Source organism: Sphingorhabdus sp. EL138, from assembly GCF_900258045.1.
Lineage (GTDB): Bacteria > Pseudomonadota > Alphaproteobacteria > Sphingomonadales > Sphingomonadaceae > Parasphingorhabdus.
The window spans coordinates 622,146-640,701 of sequence record NZ_OGVD01000003.1; the positions used below are offsets into that span (position 1 = coordinate 622,146).

Annotated in this window: 22 protein-coding genes; 8 read left to right on the plus strand and 14 right to left on the minus strand. The window is 54.3% G+C overall.

Annotated elements, in window-relative coordinates:
• Positions 1–50 precede the first annotated feature (50 nt).
• The 3 genes from DK507_RS09160 to DK507_RS09170 all read right to left on the minus strand — a co-directional run bounded on the left by DK507_RS09160 (position 51) and on the right by DK507_RS09170 (position 4,240).
• Positions 51–2,486, minus strand: coding sequence for a ligase-associated DNA damage response DEXH box helicase (locus tag DK507_RS09160; protein ID WP_109356051.1), 2,436 nt, complete (start codon positions 2,484–2,486; stop codon positions 51–53).
• Positions 2,487–2,517: 31 nt separating this feature from the next.
• Positions 2,518–3,189: a crotonase/enoyl-CoA hydratase family protein gene (locus tag DK507_RS09165; protein ID WP_109356052.1), complete on the minus strand. Its 672-nt coding sequence runs from the start codon at positions 3,187–3,189 to the stop codon at positions 2,518–2,520.
• Between the two features lie 103 nt (positions 3,190–3,292).
• The gene (locus DK507_RS09170; protein ID WP_109356053.1) at positions 3,293–4,240 is read right to left on the minus strand and encodes an MBL fold metallo-hydrolase; all 948 of its coding nucleotides are present in this window, start codon (positions 4,238–4,240) and stop codon (positions 3,293–3,295) included.
• A gap of 141 nt (positions 4,241–4,381) precedes the next feature.
• Between DK507_RS09170 and DK507_RS09175 the strand changes: the two genes are divergently transcribed.
• Positions 4,382–5,497, plus strand: coding sequence for an AI-2E family transporter (locus DK507_RS09175; protein ID WP_109356054.1), 1,116 nt, complete (start codon positions 4,382–4,384; stop codon positions 5,495–5,497).
• Here DK507_RS09175 and DK507_RS09180 read toward each other — a convergent pair.
• Genes DK507_RS09180 through DK507_RS09190 form a run of 3 tightly spaced genes read right to left on the minus strand, consistent with a single transcriptional unit; the run spans position 5,466 to position 6,588 of the window.
• Positions 5,466–5,873, minus strand: coding sequence for a DUF1801 domain-containing protein (locus DK507_RS09180; protein ID WP_109356055.1), 408 nt, complete (start codon positions 5,871–5,873; stop codon positions 5,466–5,468). The two genes, DK507_RS09175 and DK507_RS09180, sit on opposite strands and share 32 nt — an antisense overlap.
• A gap of 8 nt (positions 5,874–5,881) precedes the next feature.
• Entirely contained in the window at positions 5,882–6,106 is a 225-nt protein-coding gene (locus tag DK507_RS09185) for a helix-turn-helix transcriptional regulator (protein ID WP_109356056.1), read from the minus strand.
• The gene (locus DK507_RS09190; RefSeq protein ID WP_162558981.1) at positions 6,106–6,588 is read right to left on the minus strand and encodes a hypothetical protein; all 483 of its coding nucleotides are present in this window, start codon (positions 6,586–6,588) and stop codon (positions 6,106–6,108) included. Before DK507_RS09190 ends, DK507_RS09185 begins: the two co-directional genes overlap by 1 nt.
• A 192-nt stretch (positions 6,589–6,780) precedes the next feature.
• Here DK507_RS09190 and DK507_RS09195 point away from each other — a divergent pair, with 192 nt between their 5' ends.
• Both DK507_RS09195 and DK507_RS09200 read left to right on the plus strand, forming a co-directional pair.
• Positions 6,781–7,164 (plus strand): glycine zipper domain-containing protein, encoded by a 384-nt coding sequence (locus DK507_RS09195; RefSeq protein WP_216822368.1) that lies wholly within the window; start codon positions 6,781–6,783, stop codon positions 7,162–7,164.
• Between the two features lie 146 nt (positions 7,165–7,310).
• Positions 7,311–7,934 carry an outer membrane protein gene (locus DK507_RS09200; RefSeq protein WP_109356059.1) on the plus strand — a complete coding sequence of 208 codons (624 nt, stop codon included), beginning with the start codon at positions 7,311–7,313 and terminating at the stop codon, positions 7,932–7,934.
• Positions 7,935–8,258: 324 nt separating this feature from the next.
• Here the strand turns inward: DK507_RS09200 and pgmG are convergent, their stop codons facing one another.
• The 4 genes from pgmG to DK507_RS09220 form a co-directional block, all read right to left on the minus strand.
• Positions 8,259–9,668 carry a phosphoglucomutase/phosphomannomutase PgmG gene (gene pgmG, locus DK507_RS09205; RefSeq protein ID WP_109356060.1) on the minus strand — a complete coding sequence of 470 codons (1,410 nt, stop codon included), beginning with the start codon at positions 9,666–9,668 and terminating at the stop codon, positions 8,259–8,261.
• Positions 9,669–9,789: 121 nt separating this feature from the next.
• Positions 9,790–10,224, minus strand: a complete 435-nt coding sequence (locus DK507_RS09210; RefSeq protein WP_109356061.1) for a J domain-containing protein — start codon at positions 10,222–10,224, stop codon at positions 9,790–9,792.
• A 3-nt stretch (positions 10,225–10,227) separates the two neighbouring features.
• Entirely contained in the window at positions 10,228–11,040 is an 813-nt protein-coding gene (locus tag DK507_RS09215) for a division plane positioning ATPase MipZ (RefSeq protein WP_109356062.1), read from the minus strand.
• Between the two features lie 150 nt (positions 11,041–11,190).
• Positions 11,191–12,027 carry a TauD/TfdA family dioxygenase gene (locus DK507_RS09220; RefSeq protein WP_109356063.1) on the minus strand — a complete coding sequence of 279 codons (837 nt, stop codon included), beginning with the start codon at positions 12,025–12,027 and terminating at the stop codon, positions 11,191–11,193.
• An 88-nt stretch (positions 12,028–12,115) separates the two neighbouring features.
• On the opposite strand from DK507_RS09220, the gene DK507_RS09225 reads away from it, so the two are divergent.
• Positions 12,116–13,102 carry an SDR family oxidoreductase gene (locus DK507_RS09225; protein WP_109356064.1) on the plus strand — a complete coding sequence of 329 codons (987 nt, stop codon included), beginning with the start codon at positions 12,116–12,118 and terminating at the stop codon, positions 13,100–13,102.
• Here the strand turns inward: DK507_RS09225 and DK507_RS09230 are convergent, their stop codons facing one another.
• Positions 13,103–13,540 carry a hypothetical protein gene (locus tag DK507_RS09230; protein ID WP_109356065.1) on the minus strand — a complete coding sequence of 146 codons (438 nt, stop codon included), beginning with the start codon at positions 13,538–13,540 and terminating at the stop codon, positions 13,103–13,105.
• Positions 13,541–13,668: 128 nt separating this feature from the next.
• Between DK507_RS09230 and DK507_RS09235 the strand changes: the two genes are divergently transcribed.
• The 3 genes from DK507_RS09235 to DK507_RS09245 all read left to right on the plus strand — a co-directional run bounded on the left by DK507_RS09235 (position 13,669) and on the right by DK507_RS09245 (position 15,867).
• Positions 13,669–14,430, plus strand: coding sequence for a helix-turn-helix domain-containing protein (locus DK507_RS09235; RefSeq protein ID WP_162558982.1), 762 nt, complete (start codon positions 13,669–13,671; stop codon positions 14,428–14,430).
• Between the two features lie 48 nt (positions 14,431–14,478).
• On the plus strand, positions 14,479–15,444 hold the full coding sequence (gene bla, locus DK507_RS09240; RefSeq protein ID WP_109356067.1) for a subclass B3 metallo-beta-lactamase: 966 nt from the start codon (positions 14,479–14,481) through the stop codon (positions 15,442–15,444).
• A 75-nt stretch (positions 15,445–15,519) separates the two neighbouring features.
• Positions 15,520–15,867, plus strand: coding sequence for a nuclear transport factor 2 family protein (locus tag DK507_RS09245; RefSeq protein ID WP_109356068.1), 348 nt, complete (start codon positions 15,520–15,522; stop codon positions 15,865–15,867).
• 5 nt (positions 15,868–15,872) lie between these two features.
• Here the strand turns inward: DK507_RS09245 and DK507_RS09250 are convergent, their stop codons facing one another.
• Genes DK507_RS09250 through DK507_RS09260 form a run of 3 tightly spaced genes read right to left on the minus strand, consistent with a single transcriptional unit; the run spans position 15,873 to position 17,478 of the window.
• On the minus strand, positions 15,873–16,202 hold the full coding sequence (locus DK507_RS09250) for a hypothetical protein (RefSeq protein WP_109356069.1): 330 nt from the start codon (positions 16,200–16,202) through the stop codon (positions 15,873–15,875).
• 21 nt (positions 16,203–16,223) lie between these two features.
• Complete coding sequence (locus DK507_RS09255; protein WP_254054316.1) at positions 16,224–17,222, minus strand: nitronate monooxygenase family protein; 999 nt, start codon at positions 17,220–17,222, stop codon at positions 16,224–16,226.
• Between the two features lie 58 nt (positions 17,223–17,280).
• On the minus strand, positions 17,281–17,478 hold the full coding sequence (locus tag DK507_RS09260; RefSeq protein WP_109356070.1) for a DUF1674 domain-containing protein: 198 nt from the start codon (positions 17,476–17,478) through the stop codon (positions 17,281–17,283).
• A gap of 84 nt (positions 17,479–17,562) precedes the next feature.
• On the opposite strand from DK507_RS09260, the gene DK507_RS09265 reads away from it, so the two are divergent.
• The gene (locus tag DK507_RS09265; protein WP_109356071.1) at positions 17,563–18,462 is read left to right on the plus strand and encodes a M48 family metalloprotease; all 900 of its coding nucleotides are present in this window, start codon (positions 17,563–17,565) and stop codon (positions 18,460–18,462) included.
• Positions 18,463–18,556: the final 94 nt, after the last annotated feature.

Here is an 18,556-nt window from a genome sequence, read left to right on the forward strand (position 1 = left end):
TTACCCGAAATTTTAGCGGGCGACAAATATGTACGAAATACCAAACGTGTCTAATCACCGCGCATCGCCTCTTCAATCAGGCTTTCCGCTTCGATCAGCAGTGCGTCATCCGTAGCTCCTTGCGCCACATGTTCGCGGCCGATCATCACCAAAACAGGTACGGCAAGGGGACTGACCCGGTCGAGTTCGACATGGACCATGGAACCCGCTGCCCGGTCTAGCAGGTCGCCGAGTCGGGCGACATCGGTCATTCGTGCCCTTGCATCGGCCCAGGCAGCCTGCATCAACAGATGATCGGGCTCATATTTGCGCAAGACGTCGAAAATCAGGTCGGTGGAGAAAGTCACCTGCTTGCCGGTCTTGCGCTTGCCGGGATGTTGCCGGTCGACCAGTCCGCTAATTACAGCCACTTCCCGAAACGCACGTTTGAGCAGATAGGAACCTTCGATCCAGTCGAAGAACTCGTCTTCCAATATGTCGGCACTGAACAGTGGTACAGGATCAGTTACCGGCTCAACACTCCAGCAGGCGAGCGCATAATCATTGGCGACAAAGCCGATGGGTTTCAGCCCCCGGGTTTCCATCCGCCGCGTCAGCAGCATACCGAGCGACTGATGGGCGTTCCAGCCTTCAAAGCTATAGGCCGTCATATAGTGCATCCCCTCGTGCGGGAAAGTTTCAACCAGCAGTTCGCCGGGTTCAGGCAGCCGTGATCGATGGTCCTGCATTTCCAACCATTCGCGCACGTCATCGGGGAAACGCGCCCACCCTGCCCGATCTGTCAAAAAACCGCGTACGCGGTCTGACAGGTGCGTGGTGAGCGGCAGGCGCAGGCCCATATAGCTGGGGATCATCGCCGCTTTCTTGGTCGCCCGCACAATGACGTCCGACGTGTCGAGCTTGATCAGCTCCAGGCTCATACCGGCGAAAAAGAACGTATCACCGGGGCTCAGGATGGCAGCGAAGCTCTCCTCCACCTTGCCGAGATTCCGGCCATTTTTAAACCGCACATTCATCATCGCGGCATCGACGATAATCCCCGCATTCATCCGGTGCTGGGTGGCGAAACGCGGATGGACAAGGTGCCAGACACCCTTGTTGTCGCGCCGCAGGCGTTTGAATTTGTCATAGGCTTTCAGCGCGTATCCGCCGTCGCGCGTGAAGCCGAGCACGCGGTCAAACGTCTCTCTGTCGAGCGCGCTGTAGGGCAGTGAGGATTGCAGCTCGTCGAGCAAATCATCTTCCTGAAATGGCGCGGCGCAAGCGCAGGTCATGACATGTTGTGCGAGGACATCGAGCCCGCCGGGGCGAAAAGGCTCCCCATCTCGCCGGCCTTCATTGACGGCATCCAGTGCCGCCTGGGCTTCGAGATATTCAAAACGGTTACCGGGGACCAGCAAAGCCTTGGACGAGACGTCGAGCCGGTGGTTGGCCCGGCCAATCCGCTGGAGCAGGCGCGAACTGCCCTTAGGCGCCCCCATCTGGATAACGCAATCTATGTCGCCCCAATCGACACCAAGGTCCAGGGAGGCCGTGCAGACCAGCGCGCGCATCTTGCCCGAGGCCATGGCATTTTCGACTTTGCGCCGGGCTTCTTTGGAGAGGCTGCCGTGATGCACCCCGATCGGCAGGGTGTCGTCATTAATCTCCCACAGTTTCTGGAAGATAAATTCGGCCAGAAAACGGGTGTTGGTGAAAACCAGTGTCATCCGATTGGCCTTGATCTGCTCCATCACCTGAGGAACGGCATAGACACCGGCATGCCCGGCCCATGGCACACGGATCTTGTCGCCTTCCGGGGTCTCGGGGATCATGATCGCGATGTCAGCAGGTGCACCCTCTTCGCCCAGCACGTGGGTGACAGCGTCAATATCACCATAGGGTGCCAGCCATGCGCGAAAATCATCAGGGTCGGCTACGGTTGCCGACAAGGCGGCGCGGCGCATATCCGGCGCAATCCGTTGTAGCCGGGCAAGTGATAAGGAAAGCAGGTCACCGCGCTTGCCGGATGCAAAAGCGTGCACTTCATCGATGATCACATGCTTCAGTTTCGCAAAGAGCGTGAAACTGTCTTCCTGGCTGAGCAGCAGGTTGAGCGATTCTGGTGTGGTCAGTAATATTTGCGGCGGCTTGACGCGCTGGCGCGCCTTGCGATTGGCGGGCGTGTCCCCGCTGCGGGTCTCCACCTTGATTGGCAGGCCCATTTCGTCAATCGGCGTCAGCAGGTTGCGCTGCACATCGACGGCCAAGGCCTTGAGGGGTGAAATGTAGAGCGTGTGGAGACCATCAAAATCGGGCTGTTCGATCAGGTCCACCAGCGTCGGCAGAAACCCGGCCAGTGTCTTGCCCGCGCCTGTGGGTGCGGTAAGCAAGGCATGCCTCGCCGCCCTCGCAGCTTCGAGCATTTCCAGCTGATGCCGACGCACCGTCCATTTGCGCGAGGCGAACCAGTCGGAAAGAGGTTTAGGAAGTGCGTTGCCGCTCATCACTTCACCATAAGCAGCGCAGCTGAGATATCTAGTAGGTCCCTATCGCCGCTTCAATGAGATCGAGCGTGGGTTTGCGCACGGCCAGTTTATTGGCGCCATATGCACGTCCGGGAAGTTTGCTGAGTAGTTCAGCCTGCTCCTTTGCGGTTTTGAGAACCAGCTCGGGATCAACCAGCATGTCGATATATCCTACATCCAGCGCTTCCGCTGGCTCATAAAGTTGCGACTGAATCAGTGCTTGGGTAAGTTTGCGACTATCCAGACGTGCCTTTGGCAGTTCAACGGCAAATACCGGCAAATTCATGTTGTTGATCGTCTCGTTCGCTCCGTATCGAAACGAGCCTTTCGCGCCGATGCGGGTATCACAGGCCAATAATAGAAACGCACCCATGGCAATGGCATGGCCATTACACGCGGCAATGACGGGAACCCGGCTGCCATAGACTTTGATCAGCATCTTGCTTGCCTGATCCAGTAGCTCGCCCGAGCGCGCTGCCCCTTCTGCGGCCAACCATTTGAGATCAAATCCGCCGCTGAAGACACCTTCGCGGCCAGACAGGATGACGGCCTTGGCACCGCTTTCCGCTTCTTCGAACTTTGCTACAAAATCGGTCATCCAATCAGGATTGATTGCATTGGCTTTGCCATCATCCATCGTCAGATAGGCGATGTCGCCGTCTATCTTCACTGTAATGTTCATTTTGATCTCCGGATCGAAAATTTAATCAATCGATTAAATTCAACCGAAAAGCAATTGCTATTTGTGCCAGCGATTTTTGGCAGTGACGAAAGGTCTCTAACGTCTAACGCCGCAGTTCCGCCATCAACCCGAATAACTGTGTGGCATCAGGGGGCGTGGTGTCGCCAGAATATTCGCGATAGAGGGTCGAAACATTAACCGCGATCCGTTCGCTATCGCCCCAGCTGGAAAAGTCTCCCAGCCGGATATCATGGGCAGCATCACGCGCCGGGAGACCTGCATCATAGCGTTTGCGCGCTTCTCCGTCGATATAGTGCAGATAGTCTTGCACTCGCCTTACGCCTGCTTCATCCGTGATCGGTCCGTGACCCGGAACAATCGTCTCCGGTTTCAAATCGATAATATGATCGCAGGCGGCGATCCAGTTGGAAACCGGCCCCGCCCACATAATCGGTGTGCCTTCGATAAACAGGATATCACCGGTGAAAACAGTTTTGTCATCCGGCACATGAACCAACACATCGCCAGCGGTATGGGCGGGACCGACCTCGATCAGGTCAACCTGCTTGTCACCGACTGTTACGCTATATTCCCCGCTAAATGTCTTGGTTGGGTGTTTTTCGGCGACATCGGTAAAATCAAAGCTGCCGAAAATATCGACAAGATACTGTCCGGTCGGGCCCAAGTCTTTTGCCTGTGCCATGATTGCCGCCAGGGCAGGTGCGGGCAGCTCGTCCATTTCTTTGGCGCTGGCCTTTGACGCAATTACTTCCGCGTGCTGGCAGCAACCATTACCATGGGTATGATCTCCGTTCGCATGTGTGTTGACGATAATGCCAATGTCATCGGCGCCAACACCCGCAGCATCAGCCATGGTGGACAGCATATCGCGGGTGAGGCTGGCATCGAACAATGTATCGACGAGCAACGATTGCCCACCATCAGTAATCAGCCCGGCATTGGACCAGCCCCAGCCGCCATCAGGCTGCAAATAGGCGAAGATGCCATTGCCGGTTTCATACAGGCCTTTCTGGAAGGGTATGTTATCCATTTTACCTCTCGCTTTACTGTTTTTCTTTTTTGCATGTTCTGGCAGCTTTCGGACCATTTGGATAGAGGACCGAAATGGGGTGTGGTTTCGGGATTTATTGTGTAAAAACTCAAATTGTTATACCAAAGTGGCCGAAAATATATGAATGAATCAGAGCCCCCCCAATTTGGAATAGAACGGCTTTTTGTGCTGGCGCTGTTGGTGATTATCTCACTGGCTTTTGCGATGCTGATCGAGCCGTTTTTTGGCGCGATAGTCTGGGGCGTTGTCGTCGCAGTTCTGTTTCAGCCGGTTTATCAAAAAATATCCGGCTGGCTTTCGCCGCGGGTCAACCTTGCGGCTTTTGTGACGCTGATCCTTGTTATTCTTCTGGTTATTGTTCCTGCTATTTTGCTGGGCATGGCTCTGGTGCGTGAGGCGACCAGCGCTTATGCCAGCATCCAGGCGGGGGAGATTGATTTTGGCGGCGCCTTCATAGCCTTTCAAAATAGCCTGCCATCATGGGCGCAAAATCAAATTGCGGCTATGGGCTATGGCGATCTGGCAACCGTACGGCCACAAATTGAAGACGCGATTGGCAGCAGTCTTGAATTTCTGATCGCGCAGGCGCTTAGCTTCGGTCAGGGGGCGTTTCGATTCCTGCTCGCTCTGGGCGTCATGCTCTATCTGACATTCTTCCTGCTGCGTGACGGGCGCGCCCTGGCTGCCCAGATTGAAAATATCGTCCCGCTGTCTGAGAGTAAGAGTGCCATCCTGATCGACAAGTTTTTTGTCGTCATCATCGCAACGATAAAGGGCAGCTTTGTTGTTGCATTGCTGCAGGGAACGATCGGCGGGCTGATATTCTGGGCGCTGGATATTCGCGGCGCTTTGCTTTGGGCCGTTTCGATGGCAATATTGTCGCTCATTCCTGCGATTGGAACCGGTTTTGTCTGGGTGCCGGTTGCGATCTATTTGCTGGTTACAGGATCGATATGGCAGGGGGTTGTTCTTATCCTCGCGGGTATATTCGTCATCAGCTTGGTCGATAATATTGTTAGGCCAATATTGGTCGGCCGGGACACGCGTATGCCGGATTATGTTGTGTTGATCTCGACATTGGGTGGGCTGCAGCTGTTCGGTTTTAATGGTATTGTCATCGGGCCGCTACTGGCCGCCTTGTTTATCGCGGTCTGGCGGATTTTTGCCGAAATGAACAAGAGCGAGAGAGAGCGAATGGCGAAAGTCAGGATCGCAGATGATAAGTCAAAGCCATAGAAAGGCAGTGTTTTACTGCTTCGGTCGGTAATTCACTCTCGACGTCAAAGACAATCGCGCGGTTGCCCTCAAATGTCAGTATATCGCCATATAATTGCCTGCAGCGTTCGATCAGATTGGACTGGCAATGCACATAGATGGCGTAACCGCTGCCGGATTTTTTGTGGCGATCAATGCGGATGGTCGTACCGGATTTGGTAGCAGGCGTCAGATATGCTGGCTGACCCCATTTGAGCGTTTCCTCCAGCGGCCCGATTGCCGGATTGTCGGCAGCGGTCTCAAATATCAGCGCCCGCAGCGTCACCAGCCGATCAGCCATGGCTGGGGGAAGGCCGTCGAAAACTGCCTCGGTTTGCGATGGTAGCTTGGTGTTCATGATGTCACCTATTTTTCATCAGCCGAAGCGCCAGGCACATAGCGCAGCAGTTCTCCCGGCGTACAATCCAGATACTCACAGATTTTGGAAAGCGTTTCAAAACGAATGCCCTTGACCTTTCCGGATTTTAACAGGGAGAGATTGGCGTCCGTAATGCCCACATGAGCGGCAAGATCTTTGGACTTAACTTTCCGGACGGCCAGCATCACATCAAGGGTTACTTCAATGCTCATCAGACGATCTGCCTCAGTTCGTCCTGAAGCTCGCGTCCTTCGCGCAGGGCTCCCGCCAGTGCCATCAGCACAATGCCGATAAGCAAGCCCAGAGCATTGAGATCGATCAGATAGACAAAGAAATCAATGCTATTTTCAATGATCGATTCCGGTTCGATCAGCATCGGCAGCAATATGTCAAAACCGAGGAAAACCACATATAGCAATATCATCGAGACACCCATTCTGGATAAGGCATTGGCCGCACTGTCCAAAAATAGCTCGCCTTTCTCTGCATGAGCTAGAAACCGATTGATAGACCGGAAAAGCAGGAGGAATGTGAAAACTGCGAGGCTGCATGTGGCGACAAGAGCAATCTGGGCAACCAAACCCAGTTTGGGATCGTCCGACTCGATTTCGACCATATCGGTCAATAACTCCATATCTCCGGTCAATGCAGTCACGGCCGTAAGAATAATGACCAATCCGACCAACGAAGTCATGAGTCCGGCAATAATTCGCAGGGCTCGATAAAGCCATCGATTCTGAATGTAAGCTTTCTGATTCATAGAAACTACCTTTTGAATGACAGATAAAAATTATTGTAGAACAATAATAAATATTCATGTTTCAGAAAGATTCTAGAGTGTAGCTGGCGATATGCAATCGAAATATCCATTGAAGGAAACGCAGAAATGAGAATTCAAAGAAGCAACGCTATTATGGTAATCGCCTGTGGCAGCCTTGTCCTGGGAGGGTGTGCAAATACCGCATCCGGATATCGGCCGATAGTCGATGGCTATGAGGATGAAGCCTATCATGCAGATCTTGCCGATTGTCAGGCACTTGCGAAAACGAAGCGCTATGACAATGGGGATACCAAGACTTCAGCCTTGGCCGGTGCCGTTGTCGGCGGCGCAGTAGGGGCCATAGAAGATGACTCAGTAGAGGGTGCGATAGTCGGTGCGCTTTTGGGCGGCCTGATCGGCGGTGCGAGCGGCGCCGCTGATACCCGAACGGATCGAAAAGACATTGTTATTCGCTGCATGAGTGGTCGCGGTCACGCCGTTGTCGGCTGATAAAATACGAGATTTCTTAGCGATCTGATCCAGTCAGTCACGACCGCAAATTTCACAAAATCAACAAAACAACCATCGGGGCATATTTTCCGAAGAAGGATTCTTGCGCCCAAATTTTCCCCAAAAATGTCGAGAAAGGACATAATATGAAGAAGACCCTAATGATTTCCACCATCGCTGCTTTCGGCGTTCTGACCGGAGCCTCGGCTGCTCATGCGCAGAACGACGATGAAAATTTTGAAGGCGTAAAAGTTGGCGTGCAAGCTGGATGGGAGCGCCGCAAGATAGATGAAACCTTGCTACCTGCGCCCAATAGTGCGCGATTAAACGACAAAGCCAGCGGAATCTCCTACGGCGGTTTTGCAGGATATGATGCGCAGTTTGGCAGTTTTGTTCTGGGCGTCGAAGCCGATTTCAGCCCGAATAGCAAAACATTGCGTTCTACCCTGCCCGGAGGTGGTTCGATTGAGCTGGATTCCAAATGGAATGCCAGCGCGTCGGCCAGAGCCGGTGTCGCACTCACCCCCAATCTTCTGGCCTATGGCCGGGTGGGTTACGGCCTTAACCGCTATACCGTTCGCGGATTTGCGGCAGGAAACGACACTGCAGTTGCGACGGACAAGGTAACGGGTGATGGCCTGATTTACGGTGGCGGCCTTGAATATGCGATAAACAGAAACGCATCATTCCGTGTCGAATATCGCCGCAATGACAATGAAGCCTCCCTCGGCTCCAATCAGGTTCTTGGTGGTTTGACCCTGCGCTTCTGATCCCTCCCAAGAAGCGCTCCGCCGGAGGCCGGGCGACGGCAATTATCCCCTGATTGCTCGTCCGGCCTCACCTTATCTTCCTTCCTGAACAAGGACGCCGACGATAAAATGAAAATGACAGCATCACAAGGAAAGCAGCCCCGTACAGCTGATAAGCCTCAGAAAAAATCCTCCCTGGAGCGTCGTGGATCTGACATATCCAGCTGCTGCTATTGGCTGGTGCGGTTACTGGTCTGGGGAAGCAGAAACTCCTGATATTGCTATTGGCATTGCGCTATCCAATCAAGAAATGTCCGCTTTGTGATTCAGGCAGCTGCCAAGCGGCTAGTGCTCCACCGTTTTCCCGCGCTCCAGACCGGACAAAGCCAGCTGCTCGTCGATTTGCGCCATTAGCCGCTCCAGTCCTTCCTTGGATTTGGCCTCGGCACGGGCTACCAAAACATCCTGCGTATTTGATGCCCGCAGCAGCCACCAGCCGTCTTCCGTATTTACCCGTGCGCCATCAGTATTGTTGACGTCCGCACTGCTTGCTGAAAGGCGTTCAAGTATCTCCTCGATCACAGGGAATTTGCGGCTTTCATCGACCTGAAACCGCATTTCCGGCGTGTTGATCATCTCAACCATATCGCTGCGCAGCTGGGTCACGCTTTTGCCGATATTGGTTGCGGCCTGAATCAGGCGCACGGCGGCATAAGGCGCATCGTCAAAGCCGTAATAATCATGCTTGAAGAACACATGGCCGCTCATTTCACCGGCAAGCGGCGAAGAAACTTCCTTCATTTTGGACTTGATCAGGCTGTGCCCGGTTTTCCACATCAGCGGTTTGCCGCCGAGTGCCGCGATCCGGTCATAGAGCGCCTGTGATGCCTTTACGTCTGCGATAATCGTCGCTCCAGGCTCGGATTTCAGGACATCCTCTGCATAGATTTGCAGCAGCTGATCACCCCAGATCACCCGCCCTTCTCCATCAATTGCACCTATCCGGTCGCCATCACCGTCAAAAGCTACTCCGAAATCGAGCTTCTTGTCGGCGACAAGCGCCTTCAGATCGGCGAGATTCTTTTCTTCTGTGGGATCGGGATGATGATTGGGAAAATTGCCATCGACATCGGTAAAAAGGAGATGATGCTCACCGGGCAGGTTGGCAGTGAGTTTTTCGATGACCGGGCCGGCCGCGCCATTGCCCGCGTCCCAGCCGATTTTCAAGGCGTCACCAGTAAAATTCTTGGTCAATCGGGCAACATATTCATCCATGATATCAAAGCGTTCGATGCTACCAACCGCGTCATCGACTGCCACCTCCCAGTCACCGCTTGCCGCCATCGTGCCGAGCTTCTGGATGTCCGCTCCGAAAAAAGGTCGTCCCTGAAATACCATTTTGAAGCCATTATAATTGGCGGGATTATGGCTGCCGGTTATCTCGATGCCGCCCTGCACCTGTTCTAGGACACATTCGGCATAATAGAGCATCGGGGTTGGTCCCATGCCGATGGAAACGGCGTCCACACCAGCATCGTTCAGACCTTTGATCAGCGCATCTTCCAGCATCGGGGAACTGGTCCGCCCATCATAGCCGGTCGCAACCGCAGTTCCCCCCGCCCGTGCGATCAGCGTACCGAAGCCCCGACCAATGGCATAGGCATCATCTTCATCCAGCGTTTCGCCGATGATCCCGCGAATGTCATATTCGCGCAGGCTGGTTGGATGAAAGTCATGGGATGTACGTGCGGTCATCGATTATTTTCCTTTGGGGGAGCCGAACATGGCGCGTGGTGTATTTGTAGCGATGTAATAGAAAGCCTGTGGTCCAAAAGCTAGTCCCCGGATCGCCGTCATATCGCACCAGACCGGCAGCTTACCGGTGATTGGCCGCTTCCAATTCCTTCAGCAGAATGTCTCGGGCCCGGTTTATCTGACGAGCCAGCTCTTCATCTCCGCCGCGGTCAGGATGATGCTCGGTCAGGCGTGATCGCCATGCTGCATTGATCGTGGCTTGGTCTGCCCCTTCGGCAATGCCTAATAAGGATCGCGCCCGGTCCAGTTCAAAATTACGCGGCTTGCGATTTTCTTCCGTCTCGACTTTGCGTGCACCGAAAATCTTGGAGCCGCTCCACGCCAACGCCGCCACTATCAATCCACCACCAAATATCCAGTTACCGCCGCGGCATAAATTAACGCCAACCAACGCTACAGCAACCGCTAACCAGTCATTCGGCCCCATGGTCTTGGCCCGGCCCGACAATATGAGCGCGGCGATGACGGACCCGCTCAATATGAGCATGAACGTCATGGCTTAGGCAACAAGTTGGGGTTTGCCAAAAACCGGCCGCTCGCCTTCTGGTTGCGGCAAGGCAAGATGCTTGATCAGTTCGCGCAATTCCTGCCGGGCCGCAATGTGGCTGGTCGCGAGGCGGCCGAGATGTTCTTTGTCGAGCATCGTCAAGCCGGCGGGGAAAAGTTCACGGTAGATCACACGTTCACTCAGGCCAGGTATGACCCGAAAGCCGACCCGTTGTGATAATTCTGTCAGGGCAGAGATGACCCGCTGCATATTGTGCGCCTCGACATGTTGTGTACGATTGCGCAGCACCACCCAGTCGATGGTCGTGCCATCCGCTTTGGCGCGTGCCTTGCGGGCTTCCCAGATCAATTCGGCATAAAAGCTAAGCTTGCGAACCTTGAAAGTTTCCGGATCGACTTGACCTATCAAGTCAAAGTCAACAAAACTGTCGTTGATCGGCGTCACCAGCGTATTGGCGCGGGTGGCGACAAAACGAGCAAATTTGTCATCACGACCCGGCGTATCGAACAACAGATAATCGACACCGTGGCCCATCCGTTCAACCAGTTGTTCCAGTCGGGCAAGGTTATCTTGTTCGAACACCTCGAAATAAGGTTGTGGAATATCGATGTTCAGCCGGTCCATCGTGGCCCTGCGATTTTCCAGATAACGATAAAGCGTACGCTGGCGCGGATCGAGATCAATGACTGCGACCTTATGTCCCTGATAGGCGAGTGCGACAGCAACATGAACGGCGGTGGTGGACTTGCCGGTCCCGCCCTTTTCATTGGCAAAGACTATATGATGCGCTTTGCTGTCGACCATCTGCTTTGTTGCACCCCCGTTTTGACAACCGGATTCGAAACCAGAATGAATCGCAAAACCGGGTGCCTTGAAGCCAGTGCTAACCTAAACGGCGGTTGAATAAAAGCGCAGGTGACAAAAACTTACCAATGCTGTGACCACTGTCCCGGCTTAAGACGCTGCCCCGGTCAGCGGCACGCCGGCCACCGTGATACGGTTAAGATAGCGGCGATGTCCCTGATAATCATTCAGTGCATAATGCCAGGTGGAACGATTGTCCCACATGGCCAGCATGCCTTCTTGCCATTGCAGGCGGAAGTGAAATTGCGGCTGCCGGATATGGGTATAAAGCTCATCCAGCAATGCCGTGCTTTCCGCCGGGTCCATATCGACAATCTCCAATGTGAAACCCGGATTGACATAGAGACCCTTTGCTCCGGTTTCGGGGTGGCTGAGTACCACGGGATGGATTGCTTCTTGCACCGCAGATTCCGTATTGCCAAAGCGGCCGCCAAATTTCTTTTGATAGTCACTGTCTTTACCGAAAATATGGGCGTTACCGTGCCGGGCCCTCAGGCCATCCAGACGCACTTTCATCTCGTCATCCAGCGCTTCATACGCAGCGTGCATTCCGGCAAACAATGTGTCGCCGCCGCTCGGCGGGATTTCCAGTGCGTAGAGGATAGAACCCATAGCGGGGATCTCGTCATAACTGTGATCGGTGTGCCAGCCGCCGCCAATATTCACTTCCTGATCCGGTTCTTTCAAGACTTTGGCAATTTGGGGGTAGCCCTCGACGGGCGTGAAAAAGCGGTTGATGTCGATATCGTTCCAACGCTCTGCAAAGGCGATATGGTCTTCTGGTGTCAGCTGCTGGTTTCGGAAAAACAATGCACCGGAATCAAAAAAAGCTTCCCTGATTTCCGCGAACTCGTCATCGGTTAAAGACGTTAGATCGACACCTTCGACAATTGCGCCCACAGCTTCGCTCGCTTTGGTTATCTGCACCTATTCTCTCCCGAATCTTATTATCGGATAGATATATAGCCTATTTCTGTGATATTGGGACGGACAATTGCGATAAGGAGCACAGCCTATGACCGACACCAAATTGAATCGCCGCCAGATGCTCGCCGCGGGCGCGGCAACGGGTATCGCCCTGACCGCCTGTCAGTCGGTCGCTGCACAGGGAGACACCAACCTGACCGGTAAATCTGTGCTGATCACTGGCTGTTCTTCCGGCTTTGGCTATCTCGGTGCACTGCATTACGCTGAACGGGGTGCGAAAGTCTTTGCCACCATGCGAAACATGCCACGTGAAGAAGCAGGAAAACTGGAAGCCGCGGCAAAGGATGGCTCTGACCTGACATTATTGGAACTCGATGTGCTGTCGGATGAATCGGTTGCCAAAGCGGTGGCGGAAGCAGAACGGCTTAACGGCGGCGCTCTGGATGTCATCGTCAACAATGCTGGTATCGGCACGGGCGCGTCGGTTGAGCTGCAGGATATCGAGGCGACTCAGCTGTTGTTCGAAACCAATACCGTCGGGCCGCACCGGGTGGCGCGTGCAGCTTTGCCAGCGATGCGGGCCAAAAAAGCCGGACTGATCATCAATGTGTCATCGCAGCTGGGCCGGGTCATGATACCGGGCATGGGGCTCTATTCCTCGACCAAGTTCGCACTGGAATCGATGAGCGAGCAAATGGCTTATGAATTAGTCCCGAACGGCGTTGATGTTACGGTGGTGCAGCCGGGCGGCTATCCGACCAAGATCTGGGAAAATGGCAACAAGCTGACCGCACCGATGCTGGAGCGGGCGACCGAAGAGAGCAAAGCCGCCTATCCCGAGCTGGTCGCAGGAGCGCTGCGTGATGGTGGCGGCTCTACCGATCCGATGGATATACCGCGCGCCATAGCTGGCCTGATAGCTATGGCACCCGGTAAACGGCCGCTGCGTGTCCCCGTTCATCCCGGCAGCAAGCCATCATTGGCTATTAATGATGTCAGTGCCAAGACCCAGGTGGCGATGCTGGGCAATTCGCCCTTTGGCCCCTGGATCAAGGATGTGCACGAGCGAGGTTGATCAGGCGTTAACCGCCGCACCGGTCTGTTTGGCCAGTAAAAGCGGCGCCATGTAAAAAGCCAGGAAGACCAGGTTGGGGATCACATTCGCCGCGTTGCCCGACGCGACCGAAGCGCTACTATCGATCACAAACCAGGTGAGAAACACGTAGATGGACCCGCGCCGGATCAGCTCATTGCCCTGTTCCACACCGGGCGCAGAGATGAACAGATACATCGCACCCAGTCCGCCGAACACGCCGCCGGCTATCGCCATGGCAAGTTTCGCTTCTGGCGTCGTCAGGCCGGCCACGCCTTGGCTTCCGGAGGAGGCCAGATTGAAAAACATGTCATTCATGCCGGTGAAATCGGTAACACCGGCCAGAGCAAACAGGACGGCGGTGATGATCGAAAAGGCGCCGATGATACGCATGGCGCGCGCTGCAGTTGTGGGTGACATGATCTATCTCCTTTTTGATTCCCGGTAATGAAACCCGATGCGGATAGTGAAAACAATTACCTGACAGGTAAGTGCGCCCCTTGTGCTGCGCTGGCATGGTGCAATAATATTGATTGGAGGAGATGGAGATGCAGACAGAATTTGGCAGTATATTGAAGGAATGGCGCAAGTTACGCCGGTTCAGTCAGCTTGATCTGTCGCTGGAGGCCGACATGTCGGCGCGCCATCTCAGCTTTCTCGAATCGGGCCGCTCCAATCCCAGCCGGGCTATGGTATTGCGGCTGTCGGAGGCCCTGAAACTCCCGCGCGGCACTGCCAATCAGGCTTTAAATGCAGCCGGTTTTGCGGCCATTTATCCCAGTTTACCAGATGATGCACCGGAACTCGCGCCTGTTCATCAGGCCATTGCGACCATGCTCGACCATCATGACCCCTATCCTGGCATTGCGGTGGACCGGCACTGGAATGTCGTACGGTCCAACAAGGGCTCGCAAATGCTGTTGGCGCTGGCTGGCCCGGGCCAGACGGTGAATCTGATGGAGGTTTTGATCAAAAGTGCCGAGATGGACCTCATTGAAAATTGGGACGAAGTAGCGATGCTATCGCTGACCCGCTTACGCACTGAAATATTGGAGCTTGGCGGCGATGAGAAATTATCTGCCTTGATGCAGCGTGTGTCTGATCTGGACCGGGTTAAAAATGCCGATCTTGCTTCGATCAATCTCAACCAGGCGGTCATTCCCACCATCTTGCGGGTTGGTGAAAATCGCTTGTCGCTCTTTTCGACTATCTCGCAATTTGGCTCCGTGCAGGACACACAGGCGGGCGAAACGCGTATTGAACTGATGTTCCCAATGGACGATGAAACCATTCAGTTTTTCGAAAGGTAGCGACGGGCATCTGGCAGCAGAGGGTTGTCAGGGAGTGGAGTTTTTAACATGCTGAAGATGCGTTTCTTAGCCTTGCCGCTGCTGTCTCTGGCGGCTTGCACGCCCGGGCCCGATCTCACTGAAAGCCCGAAAAATGCCGGCATAACCAAAACAGAATCTTTGCCGGAAAATAGGGTCTCGGCCGAAAATCTTGCCAAGTGGCGCAAGGATAACCCGAGCTGGTATGCTGCTGTAGAGCCTTTTCAGGTGATTGGCGAGGATGGTGCAGGCATCTATTATGTCGGAACTGAGGGGTTGGGTATGTTTTTCATCCCGACCCAAGACGGCCATATCGTTATTGATGGCGGCATGCCTGATCAGGGACCGATGGTTGCAGAGGCCATCACCCAGCTCGGCTATGATCCCAAGGACATAAAAATCCTCCTCAACAGCCATGCACATCTCGACCATTCTGGCGGGCTGGCCGACCTGAAAGCAATGAGCGGTGCCGAGATGATTGCTAGCGAAGGTGATCGCTCCGCGCTGGAAGGTGGTTTCTATCTTGGGTCTGAAGATCAGGACTTTCTGTTCGCGCCGCCGGTGAAGGTCGATCGCATCATCGCCGACGGAGAGAAGGTAAAGCATGGCGGCGTGATACTAACCGCCCATGCCACGCCGGGCCATTCGCGTGGTTGTACATCCTGGACCATGGATGTCGAGCAGAGCGGCAAATCATACGATGTACTGGTATTTTGCTCCGCCACGGTGGCTGCCAACCGACTTGTTAATCCGCCGCAATATGAAGGCATTGTTGAGGATTATCGCAGCACGTTTGACAAGACACGTGATTGGATGCCGGATGTCTTTCTTGCCAACCATCCCGGTTTTTTTGGATTGATGAAGAAGCGCGAACGGCAACGAGCTGGCGATCCGCTAGCCTTTGTCGATGATCAGGCCTTTGGAAAGTTCATTACCCGGGTAGAAGGCTGGTTCATAGATGCGCTGCAAAAACAGTCGGCAGCGACAACGCCCTAGGCTAGTCAAAAGGGGGCTTGCCCAAACACCGGCCCCGCCCCTAATTTTACCGTGACGGCAATAGAGGAATGGAATATGGCGACAGCAAAACAGGTTATCGAGAAATTCTGGAAGATCCAGAACGAGCATGATTATACAAAGCTCAATCCTCTTTTTGCCGACAATGCGGTGTTCGAAGATCCAGCCATCGGGCGGGTTGAGGGCAAGCCAGCTATCGAAAAACTTCTCGCCGGATTGACCAAGGAACTGGCGGACAAGAAAATGCATTTCGAAGTTCTCGAAATTGCTGGCGATGACCATGTCGCCTGGTCGCGCTGGCTCTGGAAAAGACCTGAAGGCGATATTGAAGGGGTTGGACTATACAAGGTCGCGGATGGCCAGCTGATATCCTATCGCGACTTTTATGCGGTGCCCAAAGGATAGCACTTTTAATCCTTCGGTTGAATATCTTCCGGATAGGGATTGCGCGATATCAGGCCCCATGAACTGTTGTTTGACAGGCTTTGGCGCGCATCAATCTCGATCAGCAACTCTTTGGTCTTGATGATATCCGCACCGACAGCGGACGATAATGTCTCGATACTGCGCCACTTATATTTTTCGCCGCGCAGCAAAAGGATCAGCCGCTCTTTGCGCTTGTCATCCAGCCGATATTCGCGGCGCTTGGCCAGCCAATGGGTGAGAAACACCGTCGCAAGCGAAGCAACCGCGCCGACCACGGCGCCGATAAGGACGGCAATTTCTGCACTAACGGTCATTCCGGTTCCTCCAAGTTTCGATCAGGGATTAGGCCACATCAGGGCGCTTTTCATTTCCGATTCAATGTCAGCAATCAACGTTGCCGCATCTGGCACGCTGGATATCATGCCAGCAGACTCGCCGATACCGATATGTGCTCTGTCAAAATCTGCCTGACGCACGCCGTCATCATAGGCGGCCCGGCCTTCCTCCGGATCATTTCTCAACACATCTATGCGATCTTCCCATTGCCGGTACAGGTCATTCCGGATGGCCCGAAAGTCAAAAGACTCGGGCCAGTTTTTCCGCCGTAATATATCAAAGACCGAGCTGCGCGCTGTATTATCACCATCGGTCTGGGTCGCAACTTTCTTGGCTTTCGGGTTGGCTAGACATTCGCTGGTGGCCCAATACCGGGATCCCATCATGGCGCCATCTGCGCCCAGCACCATAGCCGCAGCAAGGCCGCGACCATCGGCAATGCCTCCAGCACCCAGCAAATGGGTTTCGGGTGCATGGGCGGCAAGCCAGTCTGCCGTTTCTGAGATAAAAGAGAATGTCCCTCTGCCGCGATCTTGGGTCGCGCCATGTCCACCGGCTTCGGTACCCTGCGCAACAATTATTTTCGCGCCGGCCTCAATCGCCACCGGCAAATCTTTCAGCGAATGGATCTGGCATATCAGCGTCGCTCCTGATCGCAGAATCCGTTCAGAAAATGGGCGGGGATCGCCAAAGGATAGCATGATCGCAGCGGGACGATGATTGTCCATCAGCCAGTTTAGCGCGTCGGAATTTTCCGCAAGCTTCCAACTGATGAATCCGCAGCCAAGGCGTTTCATGGCCGCAGGATCGTCTTTGAGCGCATCCGCCGCGATGTCATATTCCCGGCTGGTCCATTCAAGATCACCATAGCCGCCGCCAACCAGCCCCAATGTTCCGGCCCGTGCACAAGCCGATGCCAGCGCGCCGCCAGAGGCCAGCGCCATTGGCGCAAGTGCCAGCGGTATCTTCAAATCGAAATGATCGGCAAAGCGTGTCACTCTTGTTCCTTCAAAAATGCGATAATCGTTTCGGCGATCTTGCTGGTAATGGTGTGCGCTAGAAGTCTATCGCCAGTCCCTTATGTTCCCAATCTCCATAACGAGTAGGGCTGTTCTTTTCTAAAATTTCGTCGGCTTTCTCAAGCGGATCGGGTTCCGGAACCGGAGGATTTTTGGACAGATGGGCAGGTGGTTTGACATTGTCGGGACGTTCTCCCGGCTGGCGAGTATCAGATTTTCTATCATTTTTGGCCATATTTTCTATTTTCCATATGTTTGAAAAACCCCGCCTCAGCCCCTATATTGAAGGGGAAAGCACTATAATCAAGCGAGTTGACCTATGAATTTTCTAAAGACAACCATGTTGCTGGCGGCACTGACAGCCTTGTTCATGGTTATGGGATTCTCACTTGGCGGTCCGCGCGGCGCGATATTGGCGCTTCTGGTGGCGGCTGGAATGAACCTCTTCACTTACTGGAACGCCGATAAAATTGTGCTGAAAATGCACAAGGCGGTCGAGGTCGATGCCAGCAGCCATCCGGAATTTTATACGATGGTGCAGCGACTGGCGCAGCGTGCGCAGCTGCCGATGCCGAAAGTCTATATTGTTGATCAGGCGCAGCCCAATGCCTTTGCTACCGGCCGCGATCCGGAACATTCGGCGGTGGCGGCAACAACCGGTCTGCTCAACATGCTGAGCTATGACGAGATTGAAGGCGTGATGGCGCATGAGCTCGGCCATGTGAAAAACCGCGATACGCTGATCATGACAATGGTTGCTACGATCGCCGGTGCTGTTTCGATGCTCGCCAATTTCGGCCTGTTCTTCCGCGACAATCGCGGCATTGCCGGGTTGTTGGCGGTGTTCATCGCGCCCTTTGCGGCGATGATCGTGCAAATGGCGATCAGCCGGACCCGCGAATATGGCGCGGATCGGTCAGCAGCCGAGATTAGCGGCAAGCCGCTAGCGCTTGCGTCCGCTTTGCACAAGATTTCTGGACAGGCACAGCGTATTGCCAACCCGGTGGCCCAGCGCAATCCTGCCGCAGCGCAACTCTATATTGTGCCATCCGGTGTGAAGCAGATGTTCTCGACCCACCCCGCAACCGAAGACCGCATCGCCGCGTTGCAGGATATGGCCAGTGGCGGCGGATCGGACGGCTGGTCAAGCAATGCCGATGAAATTGGTGATATGGGCAGACTCAGAACCAAGCGTAGCGCGCTCGATCCAACACGGTGATGCAAAGCGCCAAGCGCGCCGCACTTGATCCAAAGTGAAGTGTGTTTATGGGGAGATCAGCGTGATCCGCTCTGGATTCCGCAGTAAGTGCGGA